Below are 21,176 nucleotides of genomic sequence, written 5' to 3' on the forward strand. Positions count from 1 at the left end.
GCCCGGCCGGCGGTCGTCCGGGCCTCAGCGTGCGAGCGCGTCCCGTACCGCCTCCTCCGTCCTCGCCACCACCGCCGTGCCGTCGTCCGCGGTGATGATGGGGCGCTGGATCAGCTTCGGGTGCTCGGCGAGGGCCTTCACCCAGCGGTCGCGCCCCGAGGCGTCGCGCGGCCAGGCCTCGCGGTCCTTCAGGTTCAGGTCCTTGGCGGCCTGCTCCTGCGTCCTGGTGATGTCCCACGGTTCGAGGCCGAGGCGGTCGAGCACGGCACGGATCTCGTCCTCGGTCGGTACCTCGTCGAGGTAGCGGCGCACGGTGTAGTCGGCACCCTCCGCGTCGAGCAGCGAGAGGGCGGCGCGGCACTTCGAACAGGCGGGGTTGATCCAGATCTCCATGCCCACACGCTACCTCCGAACCACCCGCACCAGGCCGTGCGGCGCGACCCTATTCGAACATCCGAAAGGCCTTCTGGCCAGCGGCGATTGTCAGTGGTGCGCAGTAGAATCAACGTAGTGTTCGAGGGCGCCCGACGGGGGGTCCCGACCGCGACAGGAGGATGCCCGTGCCCGCTGCCGCACTGACGACGAAGCGTGTTTCCCAACCCGTACTGATCGATCTGCCGTACGCACCACTGGCGAAGAAGGTGCTGCCCGCCGGGCGCCCGCGCGAGTGGTACGTCAGCCACAACCGCCGCCTGAAGGCCATGCGCCTCGCGATCGCCCTTCTCGACTCGGGCGTCTTCGTGCCGAACCAGGCGACGAACAGCAGGATAAGGAGCATGGCGGAGGAGGTCGGGATCCACCCGCCCTCCGACATCACCTGCCACATGGTGCGCGCGCTGATGCGCTACAGCCGCTAGGGCCTGTCCGGCGGATCATGCCGCGGGCCGCGGGGTCTGGCACTTCCCCAAGCTCTCGGCTTCGCTCGAGCAGGGGGCGCCCCCATCGCGTTGCGCCCCGTTTCGGCGTGGGGCCGTGCGTACACGCGTGCGACGAGGCATGCTGTGCCCCATGACCCAGCCGGAAACCGTCGGCCCGAACCAGCCGGACCCCGTCGCCGACCTGCCGCTCCTGGTGACCGTCGAACTCCCGGACGGCGCCCGCGTTCCGGTGCGTGCCCTGTGCGCCCCCGCGCCGGATCGCTTCCTGCCGTCCGGCTCGGGACCGGCCCCCGGCCCGCCCCCGGCACCCGCGGTGCTCATCGTCCCGGCGATGGGCACCCCCGCCCGCTTCTACCGCCGCTTCGCCCACCGGCTGCACGGCGAGGGCCTGACCGTGCTCACCGCCGACCTGCGCGGCCAGGGCGAGGCGACCCCGCGCGCCGGCCGCCGCGGGACGCGCGACCACGGCTACCGCGCGATCGTCGAGGAGGACCTCCCCGCCGTCCTCGCAGCCGTCCGCGCCGAGCTGGGCCCCGAGCCGCCCCTGTACCTCCTCGGCCACAGCCTCGGCGGCCAACTGGGCCTGATACACGCGGCATTGACCGCCGCCCCCAGCCCCGCCCCCGTCCCGGGCCCCGCCCCCGGACCCGGGGTCGACGGTGTGGTGCTCGTCGCCACAGGATCCGTCTGGTTCCGCGCGTACGGCCCCCTGCGCGGCCCCGCCCTGCTCCTCGGCCAGCTGCTGATCGCCGCGACGTCGACCGTGCTCGGCCGGTGGCCCGGCGCCCGGCTCGGCTTCGGCGGCGACCAGCCCAAGAGCGTCATGCGGGACTGGGCGCGGCAGGGCCGTACGGGCCGCTACACCGCCAAGGGGTCCGCACGCGACTACGAAACGGCCCTCGCCGCACTGGAGTTGCCGGTGCTCGCGGTCTCCGTCGAGCGCGATACGTTCGCCCCCGCCGCCGCCCTCGACCACCTGCTCGGCAAGATCCCCCGGGCCCGCCTCACCCGGCGTCACTACACCGAGCGGGAGGCGGGCACCCGCCTCGACCACTTCGCGTGGACGAAGGCGGGCGGCGCGCTCGCCAAGCAGGTGGCGGCCTGGACATCCACCGACTGACCGTCCACTGACCGCCGGTGATCAGCCGATCTGGCCCGGCGTCACCGTCAGCCACCGCTTGTCGGCCGTCACCTTCTGGCCCAGCTCGCGCTGCCGCTGCGCGTTCTTCCTCTTCATCCCGTCGAGCTGCTTCATGTACGCGTCCTTGCGGTTGACCCAGACCCGTACGCCGCCGTGCTCCACATCCGCCGAGTGGAACAGCATCGGGCCGTCGCTGACCGGGGTGTCACCGGCCACGAGGATGGGCTTCCGCCACTCGTCGATGTACGTGCTGATCGCCGCGGGCTTGCCCTCGTACCAGGTCAGCGGCGCCCACAGCTTCGGCGTCAGCTCGCGCCCGGCGAGCTTCGCCCGGTCCCTCTCGCCGAAGCGGCCCTCGGCGATCTCCTTGCGGGAACTGGTCACCTCGCCGGTCTCGCGGTCCTTGAGCAGCATGGAGACGCCGATGACGTTCTGCGGCTTCACGCCGTAGCCGTACTTCGGATCGGCGAGGACCATGCGGACCAGATCCTCGCTGGCCGCGCTGACGACGTACACCTCGATGCCGTGCGCACGCAGCGTCTTGTGGAGCTGGCGCATGCCGTTCGAGAACTCGGGCGGATTCACCTGCGTCTTCGTGAGCTTCCCGCCCTCGTAGTACTCCGCGGGGATCGGCTTCTTGTACGCCAGGAGGTCATCGACGTACCCCTTCAGCTCCTTCAGCGTGAAACCGGAGAAGATCTGCGCGGCCCAGGGGTAGCAGACCTGGTCGTCCACCTCGCAGAGCCGGTTGTAGTAGCTGTAGAGGCTCTCCTTGTGGGTGGCCGTGTCCTTGAAGGGGATGGTCTTGAGGGACGGGTCCATGGTCGCGCGGGTCAGGACGCCCTTCATCTCCAGGAACGGCAGCAGCGACTCCTCCAGATCGTTGCGGTACGTCGTGTTGTCCGCGTCGAACACGGCGTACGCGCCCTTGTGGTCGTTCGCCGCGATGACCTCGCCGAGCTTCTTCGCGACCGGCTTCGGCCAGTGCGACAGCTCGCGGGCGGTGGCGGCGGAGGTGTCCGCCGCCGTGGCCTCGCTCGTCGGCCACAGCGCGCCGCCCGTGAGCACGGCCGCGACGAGCGCCCCCGCGACGCCGGTGGCGGCCAGCTTGTTCCTCCGTCGTACTGCCGTGTCTGCCGTACCTGCTGTGTCTGCTGTGTCTGCCATGTGGGCCTTGTCCTGCCGATTCTGAGAGCGATGCGCGGCCCCGTCCGGAGCGGCGCGCCATGCTAAGCGGCGGGACGGCCGTTTCCCATGATCGAAGTCACCGGGGGCGGGGCGCATGCGGCGGGGGGAGAGGGGGTAGCGGAGGGGGACGCCGGGCGCCGACTCCACCCCCGCGCAGTCGCATACGTACACGCATACTGGAAGACGTGGGCTCCTCCGAGTTCGTCCGAGCCGCCCCCCGCGTGGAGGGCATCGTCTCCGCGGTCGGCTACCGCACCGCGGGTCGGCCGCCTGCCCTGCACCGGGGCCTGCCCTCCCCCTATCTGACGGTGATCTTCTCGCTCGACGGCCCCATCGCCAGCGGCGGCACCCCCGCCCAGGCGACCGGCACGGACGCGGTCCGCACCGACATCGTCGTGGGCGGCCTGCACCAGAGCCCCGCGTACATCGCCCAGGCCGAGCACCAGGCGGGCATCCAGCTCGCCGTGCACCCGCTGGCCGCCCGTACCCTCCTCGGTCTGCCCGCGGCCGCGCTGACCGGGCAGCTCGTCACGGGCGGCACGGACGTGTTCGGCGCCCGCGCCGCCGAGGTGCGCGAAAGACTGTGCGAGCTGGACCGCTGGGAGGACCGCTTCGCCCTCCTCTCCGGCTACCTGCGTCGACGCGCCGCCACCGACCACGCCGCCACCGGCCGCGCCGGCTCCGTACGCCCCGAGGTCGCCGAGGCCTGGGCGTGGCTGGCCCGGCACCGCGGCGCGGGCACCCTCGGCGGCCTGTCCCGGCACGTGGCGCTCAGCGAGCGCCGCCTGACCGCGCTCTTCCGCGCCGAGACCGGACTGAGCCCCAAGCAGGCCGCACGCCTCATGCGCTTCCAGCACGCCAGGGCGGCGGTGGTCCGGGCCGTCGCGGCGGGCGGCCCGCCCGACCTCGCCCGGGTCGCCGCCGACACCGGCTACTACGACCACTCCCACCTCGTACGGGACTTCCAGCAGTACACGGAGACGAGCCCCACCAGGTGGCTGGCCGAGGAGTGCCGGAATATCCAAGCCGGGGTGCGCGGAGGAGGCGAAGAGTGGGAGACATGAACACCACACCCGACACCACACCCAGCACCACATCCGACACCACAGCGAAGCAGCGCCTCCAAGCAGAGCAGCAGCTCCACACCCCCGCTCCCGCCATCTGGCCGACCCTCCAGGCCCAGGACGCCCCCGCACTGATCGACTTCCTCGTCGACACCGTCGGCTTCCTGCGCACGGCCGTATACGAGGACGGCGGCCGTGTCGCCCACGCCCAGCTGGACTGGCCCGAGGGCGGCGGCATCATGCTCGGCTCCTACGACCCCGACGCGCCCGGCGAGACGTGCGGGAAGCCGGGCACCTCCGGCGCCTATGTCGTCACCGACCAGGTGGACTCCCTGTACGCCCGCCTCACCGGGGCCGGCGTGAGGATCGTCAGCGAGATCGAGGACAAGCCGTACGGCAGCCGCGAGTTCGGCATCGCGGACCCCGAGGGAAACCGCTGGTTCTTCGGCACCTACCGGGGCGACCCCAGGCCCGGCCCCGCCCGCTCGTGAAGGCACGGGCCGGCCTGGTGAAGGCGCGTGATAACTTGCGCAAGCCAGTCAAACCCATACCTGGGTCAGGGAATCCGGTGGAAATCCGGAACTGACGCGCAGCGGTGAGGGGGACGGGCGGGGCCACGGCCACTGGGTGTCCGCCGACACCTGGGAAGGCGCCCCGTCCGGCCGATCCCGAGTCCGAAGACCTGCTGGCGCCTCCGCCCGCACACCGGGCGGCGGAGGTTGTGCCGCAGACCAGGCTCCGCGTATGAGCCGTGAGACTCAAGGGATCACGTGTCCTCGAAAGCCCGTACAACCGCCCTGCGCTGTGCCGGAACGCTGACGGTCGCCATGCTCGCGCTCACCGCGTGCGGCGACGGTTCCGCGTCGAAGCCGTCGGGCAAGAGCGCCGACGGCTACCCGGTCACGGTCGCCTCCTGCGGCAAGGAGGCGAAGGTCGGGGCCCCGCCCCGGCGCGCGGTCTCGCTCGACCAGGGCTCCACGGAGATCCTGCTCTCCCTCGGCCTCGCCGACCGCATGGTCGGTACGGGTACCTGGACGGACCCGGTCCTGAAGAACCTGGAGAAGGACAACGCCAAGGTGGAGCGGCTCGCCGACCGCTACCCCTCCCTGGAGAAGGTCCTCGCCAAGGAACCGGACTTCGTCAGCGCCTCCTTCCTCTACACCGTCGGCAAGGGCGGCGTCGCCGACCGTACGAAGTTCACCGAACTCGGCGTGCCCGTCTACGTCTCGCCCACCGACTGCGCGGGCAAGGACAACGACGGCGGCGGCGACGGCAAGCGCGTCAAGACCCTCACCATGGACACCGTCTACGGCGAGGTGCGGGACCTGGCGAAGGTGTTCGACGTCGAGAAGCGCGGCGAGAGGCTCGTCGCCGACCTGAAGGGCCGCGTCACGAAGGCCACCAAGGACATCAAGGCCTCCGACACGACGCTCCTGTACTGGTTCGCCAACTCCGACGCCCCTTACATGGCGGGCTGCTGCGGCGCCCCCGGCATCATCACCCGCGAACTCGGCGCGAAGAACGTCTTCGACGACACCCGCGAGGAGTGGCCCCAGATCAACTGGGAGACCGTCGCCGACCGCGACCCCGACGTCCTCGTCATCGGCGACCTCACCCGCAAGTCGCAGTCCGCCGAGAGCGCCGCGGCGAAGATCAAGTTCCTGGAGTCCAACCCCGCGACCAAGAACCTGACCGCCGTACGGAAGAAGCGCTACGTACTCCTCAGCGGCCAGGCCATGAACCCCACGATCCGCACGGTCGACGGCATCGAGCAAGTGGCCGCCGGGCTGCGGAAGTTCGGGCTCGCCAAGTGAGCGTGGCCGCCCCCGCCCGACAGGCCCTCCTGTGGCTGGCGGCGTGCGCCGCGCTCCTGCTCTCCGTGGCGGTCGCCGTCACCATCGGCCCCGCCGACATCTCGGTCCCCGACGTGTTCTCGGCGCTCGCCGCGCACCTCGGCTGGGGCGAGGCACGGCTCACCCCCATCAGGGACGGCATCGTCTGGAACCTGCGGATGCCCCGCACCCTGCTCGCCGCGGTGTGCGGCGCGGGCCTCGCGGTCTGCGGCGCGGTCATGCAGTCGCTGCTCCGCAACCCCCTCGCCGACCCCTTCGTGCTCGGGGTGTCGTCCGGGGCGTCCACCGGGGCCGTCGCGGTCCTCGTCCTCGGCGTGGGCGGGGGAGCGCTCTCGGTCTCGGCGGGAGCGTTCGTCGGCGCGCTCCTCTCCTTCGCCCTCGTCCTGCTCCTGAGCCACACGCTCGGCGACACGACGGACCGGGTCGTGCTGTCGGGCGTGGCCGCGATGCAGCTCTTCTCCGCCCTGACCTCCTTCGTGATCCTCACGGCGGGCGACGCGGAGACCGCCAGGGGCGTCCTGTTCTGGCTGCTCGGCTCGCTCAGCGGCGCGGGCTGGACGGACGTATGGCTGTGCGCCGCGGTCCTCGCGGTGACGCTGGCCGTGTGCCTCGGCCACGCCCGTACGCTCGACGCGTTCGCCTTCGGCCAGGAAGCGGCGGCGACACTGGGCGTACGGGTCGCCCGCACCCGGCTCGTCCTGCTCTGCGTGACGGCACTGCTGACGGCGGCCCTGGTCAGCTCGGCGGGCGCCATCGGCTTCGTGGGCCTGGTCCTGCCCCACGCGGCCCGCGCCCTCGTCGGCTCCGGCCACACCCGCCTCCTCCCCGTCACGGCGCTGGCCGGGGCGGTCTTCCTGATCTGGGTGGACACCCTGGCCCGCACGGCCCTCGACCCGCAGGAGGTCCCGGTGGGAGTGGTGACCTCACTCATCGGCGTACCGGCGTTCGTGCTGGTGCTGTACCGGACGCGGAGGGGGACGACGTGACCGAGCGAGGGCCGCGTGTCCAGGGCGGACCGCCTGCCGAGGACGGCCTGCACGGCCCGCACGGCCCGCACGGTCTGCGTGCCGAGCGCGTCGCCCGTGCGGCCGGTGGGCGGCTCGTCGTCGACGGCGTCAGTCTCGCTCCGCCACCCGGCGCCACCGTAGGCCTCCTCGGCCCCAACGGCTCCGGCAAGTCCACGCTCCTGCGGCTGCTCGCGGGCGTCCTCGCCCCCGCCTCCGGGGTAGTCACCCTGGACGGCCGCCCGCTCCCCGACACCCCGCGCCGCGCGGTGGCACGCCGTATCGCGGTGGTCGACCAACACGCGTCCACACAAGTGGAGTTGACCGTACGAGACGTCGTACGCCTGGGCCGCGTCCCGCACCGCCGCGCATGGTCGGCCCCCACGTCCCACGACGAGCGCGCCGTCCGCGAGGCCCTGGAGCGCACCGGCCTCACCGGGCGCGCCACCCAGTCCTGGCACACGCTGTCCGGCGGCGAACGCCAACGCGTCCAGATAGCCCGCGCCCTGGCCCAGGAACCCCGCGAACTCCTCCTGGACGAGCCCACCAACCACCTGGACATCCAGCACCAGCTGGACCTGCTCTCCCTGGTCGCCGACCTCCCCGTCACCAGCGTCATCGCCCTGCACGACCTCAACCTGGCGGCGATGTTCTGCGACCACGTGCTGATCCTCAAGGAGGGCACGGCGTACGCGGCGGGCACACCGACGGAGGTGATCACGGAGGACCTGATCGCGGAGGTATACGGAGTACGGGCGCGGGTCACCCCCGGCGAGCCGACCCCCGACGGCCGCCCGCCGACCCCATCGGTGCGCTTCCTGCGGAGCTGACCGCGCGAACCGGTCCAGGGCTGGGCCACTGGCTCTTAACGACACACCTGCGGCGCTCTAGGTTCAGTTCAGCGCAAGATCACCGACCAAGGAGCCCCGCCCCGATGCAGACCCCGACATCCCTACCACCCCACCACCCCACAACGCCCGTCGCCGTGATCGCCCACCTGAGCGACACCCACATAGACACCGGCGCGGAGGACGCGGGCCGCAGCGCCGAGCGCACCCGCACGGTCATGCGGTACCTGAATGACCTCCCGTACGACCTGGACGCCGTGATCGTCACGGGCGATATAACCGACCACGCCGCCCCCTCGGCGTACGAGGAGGCCCGCAAGCTCCTCACATCCCGCCACCCGCTGCTGACCTGCCCCGGAAACCACGACGAGCGCGCCGCGTACCGCGAGCACCTGCTGGGCGAACCGCCGCGGACCGACCCGATCAACCAGTCGTACACCACAGACCACTTCACGGCTGGCCCTGTGCGACACCTCGGTCCCCGGCGAGGACCACGGCAGCCTGTCGGACGAAACCCTGACGTGGCTGTCCGACCTCCTGGCCGGCACCCGCCCCACCCAGCCCGTCCTGATCGCCTTCCACCACCCGCCCGTGCCCCTGCACACGCCGTACGTCGACGAGATCCGCCAGTTCGACGAGTCCCGCCTGGCCGCCCTGACGACCCGCCACCCCAACATCACGGCATTCCTGGCGGGTCACGCGCACACCCCCGCGGCGACGACGTTCGCGAACCGCCCGCTCCTGGTGGCCCCCGGCGTGGTCTCGACCCTGCGCCTCCCCTGGGAACCCCAGACCACCCCGACCCACCACATCCACCGCGACCTGCCCCCGGCGCTCGCTTTCCACGTCCTGGACGACACGGGGCGGTTGACGACGCATTATCGGGTGGTGCCGCTCGACGAGCTGCCGGACGCCTGAGCGCCGGAACCCAGTGGGGGCGGTTACCCGGATCCGGGTAACCGCCCCCACTGGTGAAGCTGCCATCGGGCCAGAGACCGGCCCGGTCGGTCTAGATGTCGAAGTACAGCTCGAACTCATGCGGATGCGGCCGCAGCTGAATCGGCGCGATCTCGTTCGTCCGCTTGTAGTCGATCCACGTCTCGATCAGGTCCGACGTGAAGACGCCGCCCGCCTGGAGGTACTCGTTGTCCGCCTCCAGGGCGTCGAGGACCGCGGGGAGGGAGGTCGGGACCTGGGGGACGCCCGCGTGCTCCTCGGGGGCCAGCTCGTAGAGGTCCTTGTCGATCGGCTCGGCCGGCTCGATCTTGTTCTTGACGCCGTCGAGGCCCGCCAGGAGGAGCGCGGAGAAGGCCAGGTACGGGTTCGAGGACGGGTCCGGCGCGCGGAACTCGACGCGCTTGGCCTTCGGGTTCGAGCCCGTGATCGGGATGCGCATCGCCGCGGAGCGGTTGCGCTGCGAGTAGACCAGGTTGACCGGGGCCTCGAAGCCGGGGACCAGGCGGTGGTAGGAGTTCACCGTCGGGTTGGTGAACGCCAGCAGCGACGGGGCGTGCTTGAGGATGCCGCCGATGTAGTAGCGCGCGGTGTCCGAGAGGCCCGCGTAGCCCTGCTCGTCGTAGAAGAGCGGGTTGCCGCCGGACCACAGCGACTGGTGGACGTGCATGCCCGAGCCGTTGTCGCCGAAGATCGGCTTCGGCATGAACGTCGCGGTCTTGCCGTTGCGCCAGGCGACGTTCTTCACGATGTACTTGAAGAGCATCAGGTCGTCGGCCGCGGCCAGCAGCGTGTTGAACTTGTAGTTGATCTCGGCCTGGCCCGCCGTGCCCACCTCGTGGTGCTGGCGCTCGACCTGGAGGCCGTTCTTGTCGAGTTCGAGGGAGATCTCGGCGCGCAGGTCCGCGAAGTGGTCGACCGGCGGGGCGGGGAAGTAACCGCCCTTGTAGCGGACCTTGTAGCCGCGGTTGTTCTCGACCGCACCGGTGTTCCAGGCGCCCGCCTCGGAGTCGATGTGGTAGAAGCTCTCGTTCGCCGACGTCTGGAAGCGGACGTTGTCGAAGACGTAGAACTCGGCCTCGGGGCCGAAGTAGGCCGTGTCCGCGATGCCGGTGGAGGCCAGGTACGCCTCCGCCTTCTTCGCGACGTTCCGCGGGTCACGGCTGTACTGCTCGCCCGTGATCGGGTCGTGGATGAAGAAGTTGATGTTGACGGTCTTGTCGCGGCGGAAGGGGTCCACGCGGGCCGTCGACAGGTCGGCGCGCAGCGCCATGTCGGACTCGTGGATGGCCTGGAAGCCGCGGATCGACGAACCGTCGAAGGCCAGCTCCTCGTCCGGGTCGAACGCCGCCGCCGGGATCGTGAAGTGCTGCATCACACCCGGCAGGTCACAGAAGCGGACATCGACGAACTTGACGTCCTCGTCCGCGAGGAACTTCTTTGCGTCGTCGGCGTTCTGGAACAACATCCAACTCCTCCTACTCCCGCCCGAGGCGGGACGGGGTTGCAGCTCGTGGTGCGGCCGGTGCGGTGGCACACGCTGGGACCCGACCATAGGGACGGGGGATTTCTCAAGCATGACCCATTTGTTTCGCCGAAGTTAACCGGCCCGCCGGTGGGGAGCGGTCGCTGCCGCCTCGGCGGCCCCGCGTGCACCTTCGTACATCTGACCCGCCCGCGCCCGTACGAAACCGGGCGCAGTACCGTGGACGGGTGGACAACAGGCAAGCAATCGGATCGTGGCTGTCCGGACCGCGCGCGGCCGCGGAGGACGCCGGTGTCGACTTCGGGTACCGGGGCGAGCAGCTCGGCCTGCCGGAGGAGGGGCCGGGCTCGATCGCGCGCCCGGGCCGCCGCATCGGCGCGATCGCCGTGGACTGGGGTCTGTGCATGGTGATCGCATACGGCCTGTTCGCTCGCGGTGACCAGCAGGCGATGGGCAACTGGGCCCTCGGCATCCTCTTCGTCATGAGCGTGCTCACCGTCGGCACGGTCGGCTGCACGCCCGGCAAGGCCCTCTTCAGGCTGCGCGTCGTCGCCGAGCGCGGCGGCCGGCTCGGCCTGGGCCGGGTCCTGGCCCGCAGCGTCCTGCTGTGCGTCGCCATCCCCGCCCTGATCTGGGACCGCGACGGCCGCGGCCTCCACGACCGCCTCGCCCGCGCCGTGCAGGTCCGGGTCTAGGGTTACGACGATGAAGGGCCCCGGAACCGATCGGTTCCGGGGCCCTTCATCGTCGTAGGGAGAAGCAGAGCGGACTACTTCGCCTTCGGGCCGCCGCGCGGCATCCGCATGCCCTTGGGCATCGGCCCCTTAGGGAGCGGCATATTGGACATAAGGTCACCCATCGCCCGGAGTCGGTCATTGGTCGCCGTGACCTGCGGACCGGTGAGGACGCGCGGCAGCTTCAGAAGCGTCGTGCGCAGCTTCTTCAGGGAGACCGTGCCCTCGGTGGTGCCGACGATGACGTCGTGCACGGGGACGTCCGCCACGATGCGCGCCATCTTCTTCTTCTCGGCGGCCAGCAGGCCCTTCACGCGGTTCGGGTTGCCCTCGGCCACCAGGACGATGCCGGCCTTGCCGACGGTGCGGTGCACCACGTCCTGGCTGCGGTTCATCGCGATCGCGGGGGTCGTCGTCCAGCCGCGGCCGATCTTGTCGAGCACCGCGGCCGCCGCACCGGGCTGGCCCTCCATCTGCCCGAAGGCGGCACGCTCGGCCCTGCGTCCGAAGACGATCGCCATCGCGAGGAAGGCGATCAGGAAGCCGAGAATGCCCAGATAGACCGGGTGACCGATCAAGAAGCCGATCGCGAGGAACACACCAAAGGTGACGATTCCCACAGCCGCGATGATGAGACCGATTTTGGAGTCGGCCCGTCGGGTCATCTTGTAGGTCAGAGCGATCTGCTTGAGTCGCCCTGGCTCCGCGGCCGTATCCGCCGCGGTGGATTCCTTCCTCGCCATGTCGTGAAGTCTACGTGGCCCGGGAGGCGGCTACGACGTACGGGTCGCCATGCCCTCTTCGAACACGCGCAGCGCCTCGCCCCGGTCCTTGGCGCGGCGCCGGTCCTCCAGCACGGAAGTCCAGGCGTTGCGGCGTGCGGTGCGCTGGCCGCCGCTCATCAAGAGCGACTCGACCGCGCGCAGGGCGTCGGTGACGGACGGGATGGCGGTGGCGCGTACGGGCGCGGCCTGCATGATGGGGCCCTCCTGGGGAGCGGCTCGGGGGATGAGCGGCTGGGGATAAGGCTGCGGCTAAGTCTGGGCAATGCTGTGGGTAAGGCTGTACGTGCGGTGATTACAGGGTCACTGATTGGTGTTACCAGGGCGTGACCGACCGGTCAAACCCCGATGAAACCTTGACGCCCTGCCCCAACCCGCCCCAAAAACACTGACGCGGCCCGTACGACCCCGTCACCTGCGGGGATCGTACGGGCCGCGTCGTTGCGGGTTTTACTAGTCAGTAGCTACTTGTGCGCGGATTCACACAGCGCACGGCACACAGCGCAGGGCACACAGCACACCGCGCCCACGCGTCCGCCTCACCCATGGGCCCGCGTCACACCGCCTGCGAGGCCACGTACGCGCCGCGCTTCTCGATCGCCATCTGGTAGAGCCGACCCGCGCGGTACGAGGAGCGGACCAGCGGGCCCGACATGACGCCGGAGAAACCGATCTCCTCGGCCTCCTCCTTCAGCTCCACGAACTCCGCGGGCTTGGCCCAGCGCTCCACGGGGTGGTGGCGCGGGGTCGGGCGCAGGTACTGCGTGATCGTGATCAGCTCGCAGCCCGCGTCGTGCAGCGCGTGCAGCGCCTCGCTGATCTCCTCGCGCTCCTCGCCCATGCCGAGGATGAGGTTCGACTTGGTGACCAGGCCGGCCTCCCGCGCGCGGGCGATGACCTCCAGCGAACGCTCGAAGCGGAAGCCGGGGCGGATCCGCTTGAAGATGCGCGGCACGGTCTCCACGTTGTGCCCGAGGACCTCGGGGCGGGAGGAGAAGACCTCGGCCAGCTGGTCGGGGTCGGCGTTGAAGTCCGGGATGAGCAGCTCGACCTTGGTCTGGCCCTCCGCGCGGTCCGCCGTCATCGCGTGGATCTGGCGCACGGTCTCCGCGTACAGCCAGGCGCCTCCGTCCTCCAGGTCGTCGCGGGCGACGCCGGTGATCGTGGCGTAGTTCAGGTCCATCGTGACGACGGACTCGCCGACGCGGCGCGGCTCGTCGCGGTCGAGGGCCTGCGGCTTGCCGGTGTCGATCTGGCAGAAGTCACATCGCCGCGTGCACTGGTCGCCGCCGATGAGGAACGTGGCCTCGCGGTCCTCCCAGCACTCGTAGATGTTCGGACAGCCCGCCTCCTGGCAGACCGTGTGCAGACCCTCGCTCTTCACGAGTTTCTGGAGGGCGTTGTACTCGGGGCCCATCTTCGCCCGGGTCTTGATCCACTCGGGCTTGCGCTCGATGGGGGTCTGGGCGTTCCGGACCTCCAGGCGCAGCATCTTGCGTCCGTCGGGTGCGACTGCGGACACATCGGCTCCCTGTTAGCTGGCGTATGAGCTGGCGTAGCTTCGATTCTTCGGCGCACACCAGGGTACGCCCGTGATGTCGTTGGACTTACTTCCGGCCAACCTCTGGCCAACGGGGTTCATTCCCCGAGCCTCAGACGGCCGTCCTCTCGACGACGCGCGGTGTGAGTTCCGCGTTCTCCAGGACGTCCCGCAGATGTCGCTCGGCGACGGGCAGCACGTCGGCGATGGTGACCTCGCGGTCCAGTTCGTACGAGAGCGACGTGACGCCCGCGTCGCGGATGCCGCACGGGATGATCCGGTCGAACCAGGTGTTGTCCGGGTTCACGTTCAGCGCGAAGCCGTGCATCGTCACGCCCTTGGCGACCCGGATGCCGATCGCGGCGATCTTGCGGTCCTCGCGGCGCTGGCCCGCGTTGGACGGCGCGTACTCCGGACCGTTGAACCGGGCGTCGAACTCGTCGTCCTCAAGGCGCGGGTCGAAGTCCAGGGACAGGCCCCCGAGCGCCGGACGCTCCGCCACCGGGTCGCCGAGGACCCAGACGCCGCTGCGGCCCTCGACGCGCGAGGTCTCCAGCCCGAAGTCCGCACACGTACGGATAAGAGCCTCCTCCAGGCGCCGCACATGTGCTACGACGTCCACCGGGCGCGGCAGCTTCTGGATCGGATAGCCCACGAGCTGCCCCGGGCCGTGCCAGGTGATCTTGCCGCCGCGGTCCACGTCGACGACGGGCGTGCCGTCCAGCGGGCGCTCGCTGTCCGCGGTGCGGCGGCCCGCGGTGTACACCGGCAGGTGCTCAAGGAGCAGGCAGGTGTCCGGGACCTCGTCGGCGAAGCGGGCGGCATGCACACGGCGCTGCTCGTCCCACGCCTCCCGGTACTCCACGGCGTCGGGACCGAAGCCCATCCGGACGAACCGAAACTCACTCACGGCAGCTGCCTCCCTGAACATTCACCGTGCACATATCGCGCCCCAGCCACTGTACGGGCCCACCGGCCGGGCAACCCCGGCCCGGTTCCTCACACGATCGGATGAACACCGGGGGAAGGTGCATCCGCGGGCTGTGATGGCCGTTACATTCGCGCCGTTCACGAGGCCATAAGGGCTGCTCAAAGGCAGGCCCGGAAGGCAGGAGACCGCACAGCCGATGACGGAACGACCCCCGCAGCGCACTCCCAACCGCCAGCTAGCCGCGCTCATCTCGGAAGCCGGATTCTCCAATGCGGGCCTCGCCCGCCGCGTCGACCAGCTCGGTCTCGAGCACGGTCTCGACCTGCGCTACGACAAGACATCCGTGACCCGGTGGCTGCGCGGCCAGCAGCCCAGAGGCACCACGCCCGCGCTGATCGCCGAGGTCTTCACCAGGAGGCTCGGGCGGCGCCTGTCCGCCCAGGACCTCGGCCTCGACGCGTGCGCGCCGGTGTACGCCGGGCTCGAATTCGCGGCCACCCCCGAGGAGGCCGTCGACATCGTCGGCGGCCTGTGGCGCAAGGACTCCGGCAGCCACGCGGAGCTACGGAAGATCGCCTTCACCCCGGCCGGGCTCGTCGTGCCCAGCAGGGACTGGCTGATCGGCCGGGCCGACGAGCGCGTCGGGCGCGGCGAGACCGACCCCGGGCACGCGCGCGTGCCCGCCCAGGGCCGCCCCGCCGTGCCCCGTCAGCGCAGAGAGTCCGACCGGAGCCCGGGTCAACGCGTCACCAACGGCGACATCGCGGCCCTGCGCTCCGTCGGCGAGCTGTTCCGCGCCCTCGACAACGCCTACGGGGGCGGGCACGCCCGGCAGGCCCTCGTGCGCTATCTGGAACACGAGGCCGAGCCGATGCTGCGCGGCACCTACGGCGAGCAGGCCGGGCGGCGCCTCTTCGCGGCCGCCGCCGACCTGACCCGGCTCGCGGGCTGGACGTCGTACGACATCGCGGCCCACGGGCTCGCCCAGCGGTACTACGTACAGGCGTTGCGCCTCTCGCAGGCGGCGGGCGACCGGGCGTACGGCTCCTACGTCCTGGTCACCATGAGCCGCCAGGCCGTCTACCTCGGGCACGGGCGCGAGGCCGTCCAGCTCGCGCGGGTCGCCCAGCAGGGCGTCGGCTCCTCGGCGCCGCCCGTCGTGCAGTCCCTGCTGTACGCCGCGGAGGCGCGCGGGCACGGGGTGCTCGGTGAGGCGCGGGCCTGCACCGCCTCGCTCCAGCGGGCCGAACGCGCACTCGAAGCGGCGCGGCCGGGGGACGAGGTGCCCTACTGGGGGCGGTTCTTCGACGAGGCGCAGCTGGCGGACGAGCTGGGGCACTGCTACCGCGACCTCCAGCAGTACCGCGTCGCCGCCCAGCACGCCGAGCGCTCGTTGCAACTGCGCGCACCCGCTTTCGCGCGCAGCCGCCTCTTCAGCCGGGTGGTGCTCGCCACCGCGCGGCTCGGCCTCGGCGAGCTGGAACAGGCCTGCCAGCTGGGCGCGGAGGCGGCACAGGCGGCGGGCGAGATGCGGTCGGCCCGCGCCCACGAGTACGTACGCGAATTCGAGCGCCGCCTGGAACCGTACCGGGACGCCGCACCGGTCCGCGGGTACCGCGACAAGGTCGCCGCGCTGGGGTGACCGGGGGCTCGCGAGGGGAGAAGCCCCCGCGTGGGGGGCGCGGGGGCTTCCGGGGGAGCCGGTCGGGAGCCCGGAGGGTGCGCGCCCTCCGGGCAGGGCGGGGCCGGGCCGGGTCCGGGGTCAGGCCGCGGTCGGCAGTGACTCCTGGGCGCACTCCGGGGCGGCGATCCCGAAGTCCGCGAGCACGGCGTGCGCCGCCCGCCGCCCCGAGTGCAGCGCGCCCTGCACGGTGCTGGTGTCCCGGTGGTCCCCGCAGACGTAGAGCCCCGAGAGCAGGCGCACCGGGCGGCGCGGGTCGTGCGGCGGCGGCATCGCGGGCACGGCCTCGCGGGTGTGGTGGACGGCGAGGAGTTCCCAGCGGTCGGTCGGTGTGCCGTACAGCGTGCGGAGGTGCGCGCGGACGGTCCGCTCGTCCGGCGGCGGGCCCAGCACGGTCGAGGAGACGAGGACGCGGCCGGTGGGGGCGCGGGACGGGTCGACCCGGCTCATCACGGTCGTGTGGGCGACGGGGCCCGCGCGGTCGGCGTCCAGGAGCAGCGCGGGCCCGTCGAGCGGCGGCTCGGGGGCGGTGTGGTGGAACACCGTCAGCTCGTGGAAGGGCGGCACCCGCAGGCCGGGGAGGAGGTGGGCGGCGGCGCGCGCGTCGGTGGCGAGGAGCACGGCGCGGCAGGCGATCTCGCCGTGCTCGGCGGTGGTGACGGACGTGGTGGAGACCGCCGTGGCACGGACGCCTGTGCGGACCGTGCCCGGCGGCAGCGAGGCGGCGAGCAGCTCGGGCAGGACCTCGGCGCCGCCCTCCGCTACGCAGAGCCGGCCGCGCGCGAAGGCGTGCAGGGCGAGGTCCGCGCACCGGCTGGAGGTGGTGAGGCCGGGATCGCAGAGCAGTGCGGAGAGCAGGGGGCGCAGAAAGCCGTCGATGGTGCGGGAGGGCAGCCCGCGCGCGGACAGGGCGCGCGCCGCGGGGAGTTCGGGGCGGGCGAGCAACCGCTCCACGGGGGTCGTCGCGAGGCGGGCGAGCGCGGCGCCGAGCCGGGCCTGGTCGAGGGGGCCGCCGAGGGGCGCGGGGCGGGAGGCCGGGCCGGGGGTGGCCCGCGCGGCCCGCGGCACCCGGGGGGCGCTCGCGAGGGCGCGCGCTGCGGTGAGTGCGCTCCTCGCGCTCCGTCCGGGTACGGGCTCCGCCGCCCGGTGGTGGCGGCCGTCGCTGTGCACCAGCAGGCCGGGCGCGAAGGGACGCAGGACGAGCGAGTCGAGGCCCGGGGTGCGGCGCAGTTCCGGATACGAGGTGGTGAGCAACTGCCCGATCCTGTCGAGCCGGAACCCGTCGACCTTCTCGGTCGACATCCGGCCGCCGACGTAAGGAGCGGCTTCCAGGACAACGGTCGTTACACCGGCGCTGGTCAGCCGATGCGCGGCCGAGAGCCCCGCGGCCCCGGCCCCCACGATGACGACATCCGCATGGTGCGCAGGCTCTAGCACGTGCCCCTCCTAGAGGTCGCGCGGCTGGTGGGGAGCTGATGCCCCCGACGGGGCGCCGGAATCCCCGAGTTCGGCACGAGGGTAGGAGCGGTTCCGGTCAATGACAGTCGCGCATGGACAGGGCACGGTCGCACAGCGGTCGCACGCGAACAGATCCGATCGGCGGGCTTCCCCCGACAACACGCCTCACCCCTCGGCGCGCGTTCCTCGGCGCGGCTCCGCTTACCTCCGCGCGGCTCCGCTTACCTCAGCGCCGCCCGGATCGACTCCTCGATGCCGGGGAAGGCGAAGACGAAGCCGGACTCCAGGAGGCGCCTCGGCAGCACCCGCTGGCTGCCGAGGACATCGCCCGCCATCTCCCCGAGCACCACCCGCAGCGCGGGCGCGGGGGCCGCAAGGAGCGTCGGCCGCTTCAGGACCCGGCCCATCGCGGCCGTCACCTCGCGATTGGTCAGCGGGTCGGGTGCCGTGAGGTTGAACGGGCCCGACAACGTCTCCGTCTCCAGGAGATGGCGCAGCGCGGCCACCTCGTCGTGCAGGGAGATATAGCTCCAGTACTGCCTGCCGTCGCCGAGACGGCCGCCGAGCCCCGCCTTGAAGAGCGGGAAGAGGCGGCCCCAGGCGCCGCCCTCGCGGCCCACCACGAGGCCGTTGCGGGCGATGACCGTGCGGATGCCCGCCTCTTCGGCGGCGGCGGTCGCCGCCTCCCACTCCACGCACAGGGCGGGCAGGAAACCCTCGCCCGCGGGGGCACTCTCGTCCACGGCCCGCCGACCGGTGTCCCCGTAGTAGCCGATCGCGCTGGCGTTCAGGAACACGCGCGGCGGTTCGTCGAGCGAGGCGGCCGCGGCGGCCAGCGCGGTGGTGCCGAGGACGCGGCTGTCGCGCAGTTCCCGCTTGTAGGCGTCCGTCCAGCGGTGGTCGCCGATGCCCGCGCCCGCGAGGTTGACGACCGCCGAGCAGCCCGCGAGCCCGGCCGTGTCGACGTACCCCTTCTTGGGGTCCCAGCGCACCTCTCCCGGGGCGCGGGGCGCCCGCCGCACCAGCCGGACGACCTCGTGGCCGTCCTCGGCGAGGGAGCGCGCGAGCGCCGTGCCGATGAGCCCGGAGGCACCGGCGACGGCCACCCGGAAGGGCTGCGGGGAACGCTTCGGCTGCGTGGGTTCCATGGACCCATCCTGCCCCGGAACGCGCGGATGAGGGCCGGCCCGCCGCGGGGCGTCGCCCGCCGGTGAAATGATCCGGCGGCCTCGCGCGGTCGCCGTACAGTGGCGCCATGACGGACCTGCACATACGCACCGCGCTGCCCGAGGACGACGACGCCCTCGCCCGGCTCGACCGCGCCACGTGGTCCACGCTGCACGCGGTCCAGCCCCGCCCCGAGCCGCCCTACGAGCCCTTCTTCAACGACCGCTTCGGCCCCCGCGACCACCTCGTCGCCGAGTCGGACGGGCGGCTCGTCGGCTATGTGAAGCTCGGTTTCCCCACCCCGCTGCTCGTCAACGCGCACGTACGCCAGATCCAGGGCTTCGTCGTCGCCGATGAGGCGCGCGGCCAGGGAGTCGGCCGACGGCTGATGAGGGCGGCCATGGACGAGGCACGCCGCCAGGGCGCGCTCCGCATCACACTGCGGGTCCTCGGGCACAACACCCCGGCCCGCAAGCTCTACGAGACCGAGGGCTTCGTGATCGAGGGCGTACTGCCCGGAGAGTTCCTGCTGAACGGCGAGTACGTCGACGACATCCTCATGGGCCGCCCCCTCTGACGGGCCCCTCCGGCAGACCTCTCCGACAACCCCTCCGACAACCCCACCGGCACCCCCGGGCCTGCGGGGCCCCGCACCCGACGGACCGGCCCGGCGTGCGATGTCCCCGCGCGCGTAGGAGCGTGAAGAGATGATCAGGGCTGCGGCCAGACGGCGTGAGGCGGAGGAGCGCGACTGGCTGCTGCGTGGCACACCGCCTCCCCCGTGGGTCCGCTGGCCCCCGCCGCTGCTGCTCGTGGTGATCGTCCTCGTCCAGCTGATGACCCCCAAATCGCTCGACCTGACCTTCCTGGTCGCGGCCGTCCCGCCGCTCGCCGCGCTGTCGTACGGGCCCGCCGCCACCGCCCTGCTCGGCGGTGTCGTGGTCGCGCTGCTCTCCCTTCCGGACTTCGGACTCGGCCACGCCGGCAGCAGCGACGAGCTGACGATCACCTTCATCGCCCTGCTCAGCGTGGTCTTCGCGTGGGTACGCAGCCGCCGCGAGGCCCAGCTGGTCACGGTCCGCACGGTCGCCGAAGCGGCCCAGTTCGCGGTCCTGCCGCCGCTGCCGGAACGGGTCGGCCGGGTGCGGTGCGCGGGCCTGTACCAGGCGGCGCAGCACGAGTCGCTGGTCGGCGGTGACTTCTTCGACGTACGCAGGGGACCGGGCGTCGTACGCGCCCTGATCGGCGATGTGCAGGGCCACGGGCTCGCGGCCGTCGGCACGGTCGCCGCGCTGCTCGGCGCCTTCCGCGAGGCCGTCCTCGACCAGCCCGACCTGGAGGGCGTCGCGGCCCGCCTCGACCGCAGGCTCGTCGTGGACTCCGAGGGCGACGAGCACGCCGAACTGTTCGCCACGGCCGTACTCCTCGAATTCCCCGACGACTCCTGCGTCGTACGCGTCGTCTCCTGCGGCCATCCGCCGCCGCTGCTGCTGCGCGGCCCCGAGGTCACCGAGCTGGCGGTGGTGTCGAACCCCCCGCTCGGCCTCGGCATCGCGGGCCTGGCCCCGCCCGAACAGCTGACGGTGCCGCTGCTCGCCGGGGACCGGCTGCTCGGCCTGACCGACGGGGTGAGCGAGGCACGGGACGCGTCCGGCGCGTTCTACCCCCTGGCCGAGCGGCTCACCGAGATGGTCAAGGCCGACCCGGCGGTCCTGGACGACCCGGCGGGCCTCACGGAGCGGGTGTGGGCCGACGTCGTGCGCCACGCGGGGACGGTGCGGGACGACGTGACGATGATGGTGTTCGCGCCGGGACCTTGTGAGAACGAGCGGGGAGAGGACCTCAGTCGGCCATGAAACGGCTCCACAGCTTCGGATAGAGCTGCGCCATCACCGCGTCGTCCTCGAAGTCGACCGGCGTACCCTCCGGTTCCGGCGGGGCGGGCAGGATGCCGAGGTCGGGTGCGACCAGACCGGTGAGCTGCTCGTACGCCTCGTCGGCGGCGTAACCGAGTTCCTCCCCGTCGCCGTCCAGCTCCTCGTCGAAGTCGTCGAGGAGGTCGGCGAGCGCGTCGGGATCGTGCACCGCGCCCTCGAAGACCTCCCGGCCCTGCCCGATCAGCCAGCACCGGAAGTAGTCGAAGGCGTCGTCGCTCGCGCCGCCGAGCAGCACCCAGGCGGCGCCCCACAGGTCCCAGCGGTACGCGCGGTTGTAGCGGGCCTCGAAATGGCGGGCGAAGTCGAGGACGGCGTCCGGGTCGGACTGGAGCAGTCTCTCGACGAGCAGCTCGGCGTGGTCCTCGGGGTCGCCGCCGGCGGCCTCGCGGGTACTGTCCACGATCTCCCAGAACTCCGTCTCGTCCATCACGGGTCCAGCATCGGTCCTGGGGGGTGGGGGCGCACGCGGAGTGCGCCGGAATGCGGCTGTCTCGTTATGACGCACACGCCCTACAAGAACCGACAAGACC

The 21,176-nt window shown here is 71.9% G+C and carries 21 protein-coding genes, 1 pseudogene and 1 riboswitch; of the genes and pseudogenes, 12 read left to right on the top strand and 10 right to left on the bottom strand.

The window, feature by feature from the left end:
- Positions 1–24: 24 nt before the first annotated feature.
- A complete protein-coding gene (locus tag IG54_RS0121710) occupies positions 25–393 on the bottom strand; it encodes an arsenate reductase family protein (RefSeq protein WP_030786848.1) in 369 nt (122 codons plus the stop codon).
- Between the two features lie 167 nt (positions 394–560).
- On the opposite strand from IG54_RS0121710, the gene IG54_RS0121715 reads away from it, so the two are divergent.
- Both IG54_RS0121715 and IG54_RS0121720 read left to right on the top strand, forming a co-directional pair.
- Positions 561–857, top strand: coding sequence for a hypothetical protein (locus tag IG54_RS0121715; RefSeq protein ID WP_420712270.1), 297 nt, complete (start codon positions 561–563; stop codon positions 855–857).
- A 151-nt stretch (positions 858–1,008) separates the two neighbouring features.
- Positions 1,009–1,998 (top strand): alpha/beta fold hydrolase, encoded by a 990-nt coding sequence (locus tag IG54_RS0121720; RefSeq protein ID WP_051819781.1) that lies wholly within the window; start codon positions 1,009–1,011, stop codon positions 1,996–1,998.
- Positions 1,999–2,019: 21 nt separating this feature from the next.
- On the opposite strand, the gene IG54_RS0121725 is transcribed toward IG54_RS0121720, so the two are convergent.
- Positions 2,020–3,186 (bottom strand): haloacid dehalogenase-like hydrolase, encoded by a 1,167-nt coding sequence (locus IG54_RS0121725; RefSeq protein ID WP_234336302.1) that lies wholly within the window; start codon positions 3,184–3,186, stop codon positions 2,020–2,022.
- 206 nt (positions 3,187–3,392) lie between these two features.
- On the opposite strand from IG54_RS0121725, the gene IG54_RS0121730 reads away from it, so the two are divergent.
- From IG54_RS0121730 to IG54_RS43815, 6 genes and pseudogenes are all read left to right on the top strand, one after another.
- A complete protein-coding gene (locus IG54_RS0121730) occupies positions 3,393–4,271 on the top strand; it encodes an AraC family transcriptional regulator (RefSeq protein ID WP_051819783.1) in 879 nt (292 codons plus the stop codon).
- Positions 4,268–4,762: a VOC family protein gene (locus IG54_RS38160; RefSeq protein ID WP_030786858.1), complete on the top strand. Its 495-nt coding sequence runs from the start codon at positions 4,268–4,270 to the stop codon at positions 4,760–4,762. Before IG54_RS0121730 ends, IG54_RS38160 begins: the two co-directional genes overlap by 4 nt.
- Positions 4,763–4,790: 28 nt before the next feature.
- A riboswitch (cobalamin riboswitch) is annotated at positions 4,791–4,976 on the top strand.
- Positions 4,977–5,098: 122 nt separating this feature from the next.
- Positions 5,099–6,085 carry an ABC transporter substrate-binding protein gene (locus IG54_RS0121740; protein ID WP_078594362.1) on the top strand — a complete coding sequence of 329 codons (987 nt, stop codon included), beginning with the start codon at positions 5,099–5,101 and terminating at the stop codon, positions 6,083–6,085.
- A gap of 2 nt (positions 6,086–6,087) precedes the next feature.
- Positions 6,088–7,110 (top strand): FecCD family ABC transporter permease, encoded by a 1,023-nt coding sequence (locus tag IG54_RS0121745; protein WP_037897541.1) that lies wholly within the window; start codon positions 6,088–6,090, stop codon positions 7,108–7,110.
- A 47-nt stretch (positions 7,111–7,157) separates the two neighbouring features.
- On the top strand, positions 7,158–7,958 hold the full coding sequence (locus IG54_RS0121750) for an ABC transporter ATP-binding protein (protein WP_030786867.1): 801 nt from the start codon (positions 7,158–7,160) through the stop codon (positions 7,956–7,958).
- Between the two features lie 104 nt (positions 7,959–8,062).
- Positions 8,063–8,894 (top strand): annotated as a pseudogene (locus IG54_RS43815) (metallophosphoesterase).
- Between the two features lie 91 nt (positions 8,895–8,985).
- Here the strand turns inward: IG54_RS43815 and glnA are convergent.
- A complete protein-coding gene (glnA, locus tag IG54_RS0121760) occupies positions 8,986–10,395 on the bottom strand; it encodes a type I glutamate--ammonia ligase (protein WP_030786871.1) in 1,410 nt (469 codons plus the stop codon).
- Between the two features lie 248 nt (positions 10,396–10,643).
- On the opposite strand from glnA, the gene IG54_RS0121765 reads away from it, so the two are divergent.
- The gene (locus tag IG54_RS0121765; RefSeq protein WP_030786874.1) at positions 10,644–11,111 is read left to right on the top strand and encodes an RDD family protein; all 468 of its coding nucleotides are present in this window, start codon (positions 10,644–10,646) and stop codon (positions 11,109–11,111) included.
- 74 nt (positions 11,112–11,185) lie between these two features.
- On the opposite strand, the gene IG54_RS0121770 is transcribed toward IG54_RS0121765, so the two are convergent.
- The 4 genes from IG54_RS0121770 to lipB all read right to left on the bottom strand — a co-directional run bounded on the left by IG54_RS0121770 (position 11,186) and on the right by lipB (position 14,382).
- Complete coding sequence (locus tag IG54_RS0121770) at positions 11,186–11,893, bottom strand: DUF4191 domain-containing protein (protein ID WP_030786876.1); 708 nt, start codon at positions 11,891–11,893, stop codon at positions 11,186–11,188.
- Between the two features lie 30 nt (positions 11,894–11,923).
- Positions 11,924–12,127, bottom strand: a complete 204-nt coding sequence (locus IG54_RS0121775) for a hypothetical protein (protein WP_030786878.1) — start codon at positions 12,125–12,127, stop codon at positions 11,924–11,926.
- Between the two features lie 361 nt (positions 12,128–12,488).
- Positions 12,489–13,454 (bottom strand): lipoyl synthase, encoded by a 966-nt coding sequence (locus tag IG54_RS0121780; RefSeq protein WP_030786881.1) that lies wholly within the window; start codon positions 13,452–13,454, stop codon positions 12,489–12,491.
- 130 nt (positions 13,455–13,584) lie between these two features.
- Complete coding sequence (gene lipB, locus IG54_RS0121785; RefSeq protein ID WP_030786885.1) at positions 13,585–14,382, bottom strand: lipoyl(octanoyl) transferase LipB; 798 nt, start codon at positions 14,380–14,382, stop codon at positions 13,585–13,587.
- A 217-nt stretch (positions 14,383–14,599) separates the two neighbouring features.
- On the opposite strand from lipB, the gene IG54_RS0121790 reads away from it, so the two are divergent.
- Positions 14,600–16,045, top strand: a complete 1,446-nt coding sequence (locus IG54_RS0121790) for a hypothetical protein (protein WP_030786887.1) — start codon at positions 14,600–14,602, stop codon at positions 16,043–16,045.
- A 120-nt stretch (positions 16,046–16,165) separates the two neighbouring features.
- Here IG54_RS0121790 and IG54_RS0121795 read toward each other — a convergent pair whose 3' ends face one another.
- Together IG54_RS0121795 and IG54_RS0121800 are read right to left on the bottom strand one after the other, a co-directional pair.
- The gene (locus tag IG54_RS0121795) at positions 16,166–17,521 is read right to left on the bottom strand and encodes an NAD(P)/FAD-dependent oxidoreductase (protein WP_030786890.1); all 1,356 of its coding nucleotides are present in this window, start codon (positions 17,519–17,521) and stop codon (positions 16,166–16,168) included.
- A gap of 242 nt (positions 17,522–17,763) precedes the next feature.
- Positions 17,764–18,690, bottom strand: a complete 927-nt coding sequence (locus IG54_RS0121800; RefSeq protein ID WP_051819789.1) for a TIGR01777 family oxidoreductase — start codon at positions 18,688–18,690, stop codon at positions 17,764–17,766.
- Positions 18,691–18,797: 107 nt separating this feature from the next.
- Here IG54_RS0121800 and IG54_RS0121805 point away from each other — a divergent pair, with 107 nt between their 5' ends.
- Both IG54_RS0121805 and IG54_RS0121810 read left to right on the top strand, forming a co-directional pair.
- Positions 18,798–19,286 (top strand): GNAT family N-acetyltransferase, encoded by a 489-nt coding sequence (locus tag IG54_RS0121805; RefSeq protein WP_030786896.1) that lies wholly within the window; start codon positions 18,798–18,800, stop codon positions 19,284–19,286.
- A 130-nt stretch (positions 19,287–19,416) separates the two neighbouring features.
- On the top strand, positions 19,417–20,565 hold the full coding sequence (locus IG54_RS0121810; RefSeq protein WP_030786898.1) for a PP2C family protein-serine/threonine phosphatase: 1,149 nt from the start codon (positions 19,417–19,419) through the stop codon (positions 20,563–20,565).
- Here the strand turns inward: IG54_RS0121810 and IG54_RS0121815 are convergent.
- A complete protein-coding gene (locus tag IG54_RS0121815; RefSeq protein WP_030786900.1) occupies positions 20,552–21,073 on the bottom strand; it encodes a DUF4240 domain-containing protein in 522 nt (173 codons plus the stop codon). The two genes, IG54_RS0121810 and IG54_RS0121815, sit on opposite strands and share 14 nt — an antisense overlap.
- Positions 21,074–21,176 lie beyond the last annotated feature (103 nt).

Source organism: Streptomyces sp. NRRL S-920, assembly GCF_000717945.1.
GTDB lineage: Bacteria > Actinomycetota > Actinomycetes > Streptomycetales > Streptomycetaceae > Streptomyces > Streptomyces alboniger.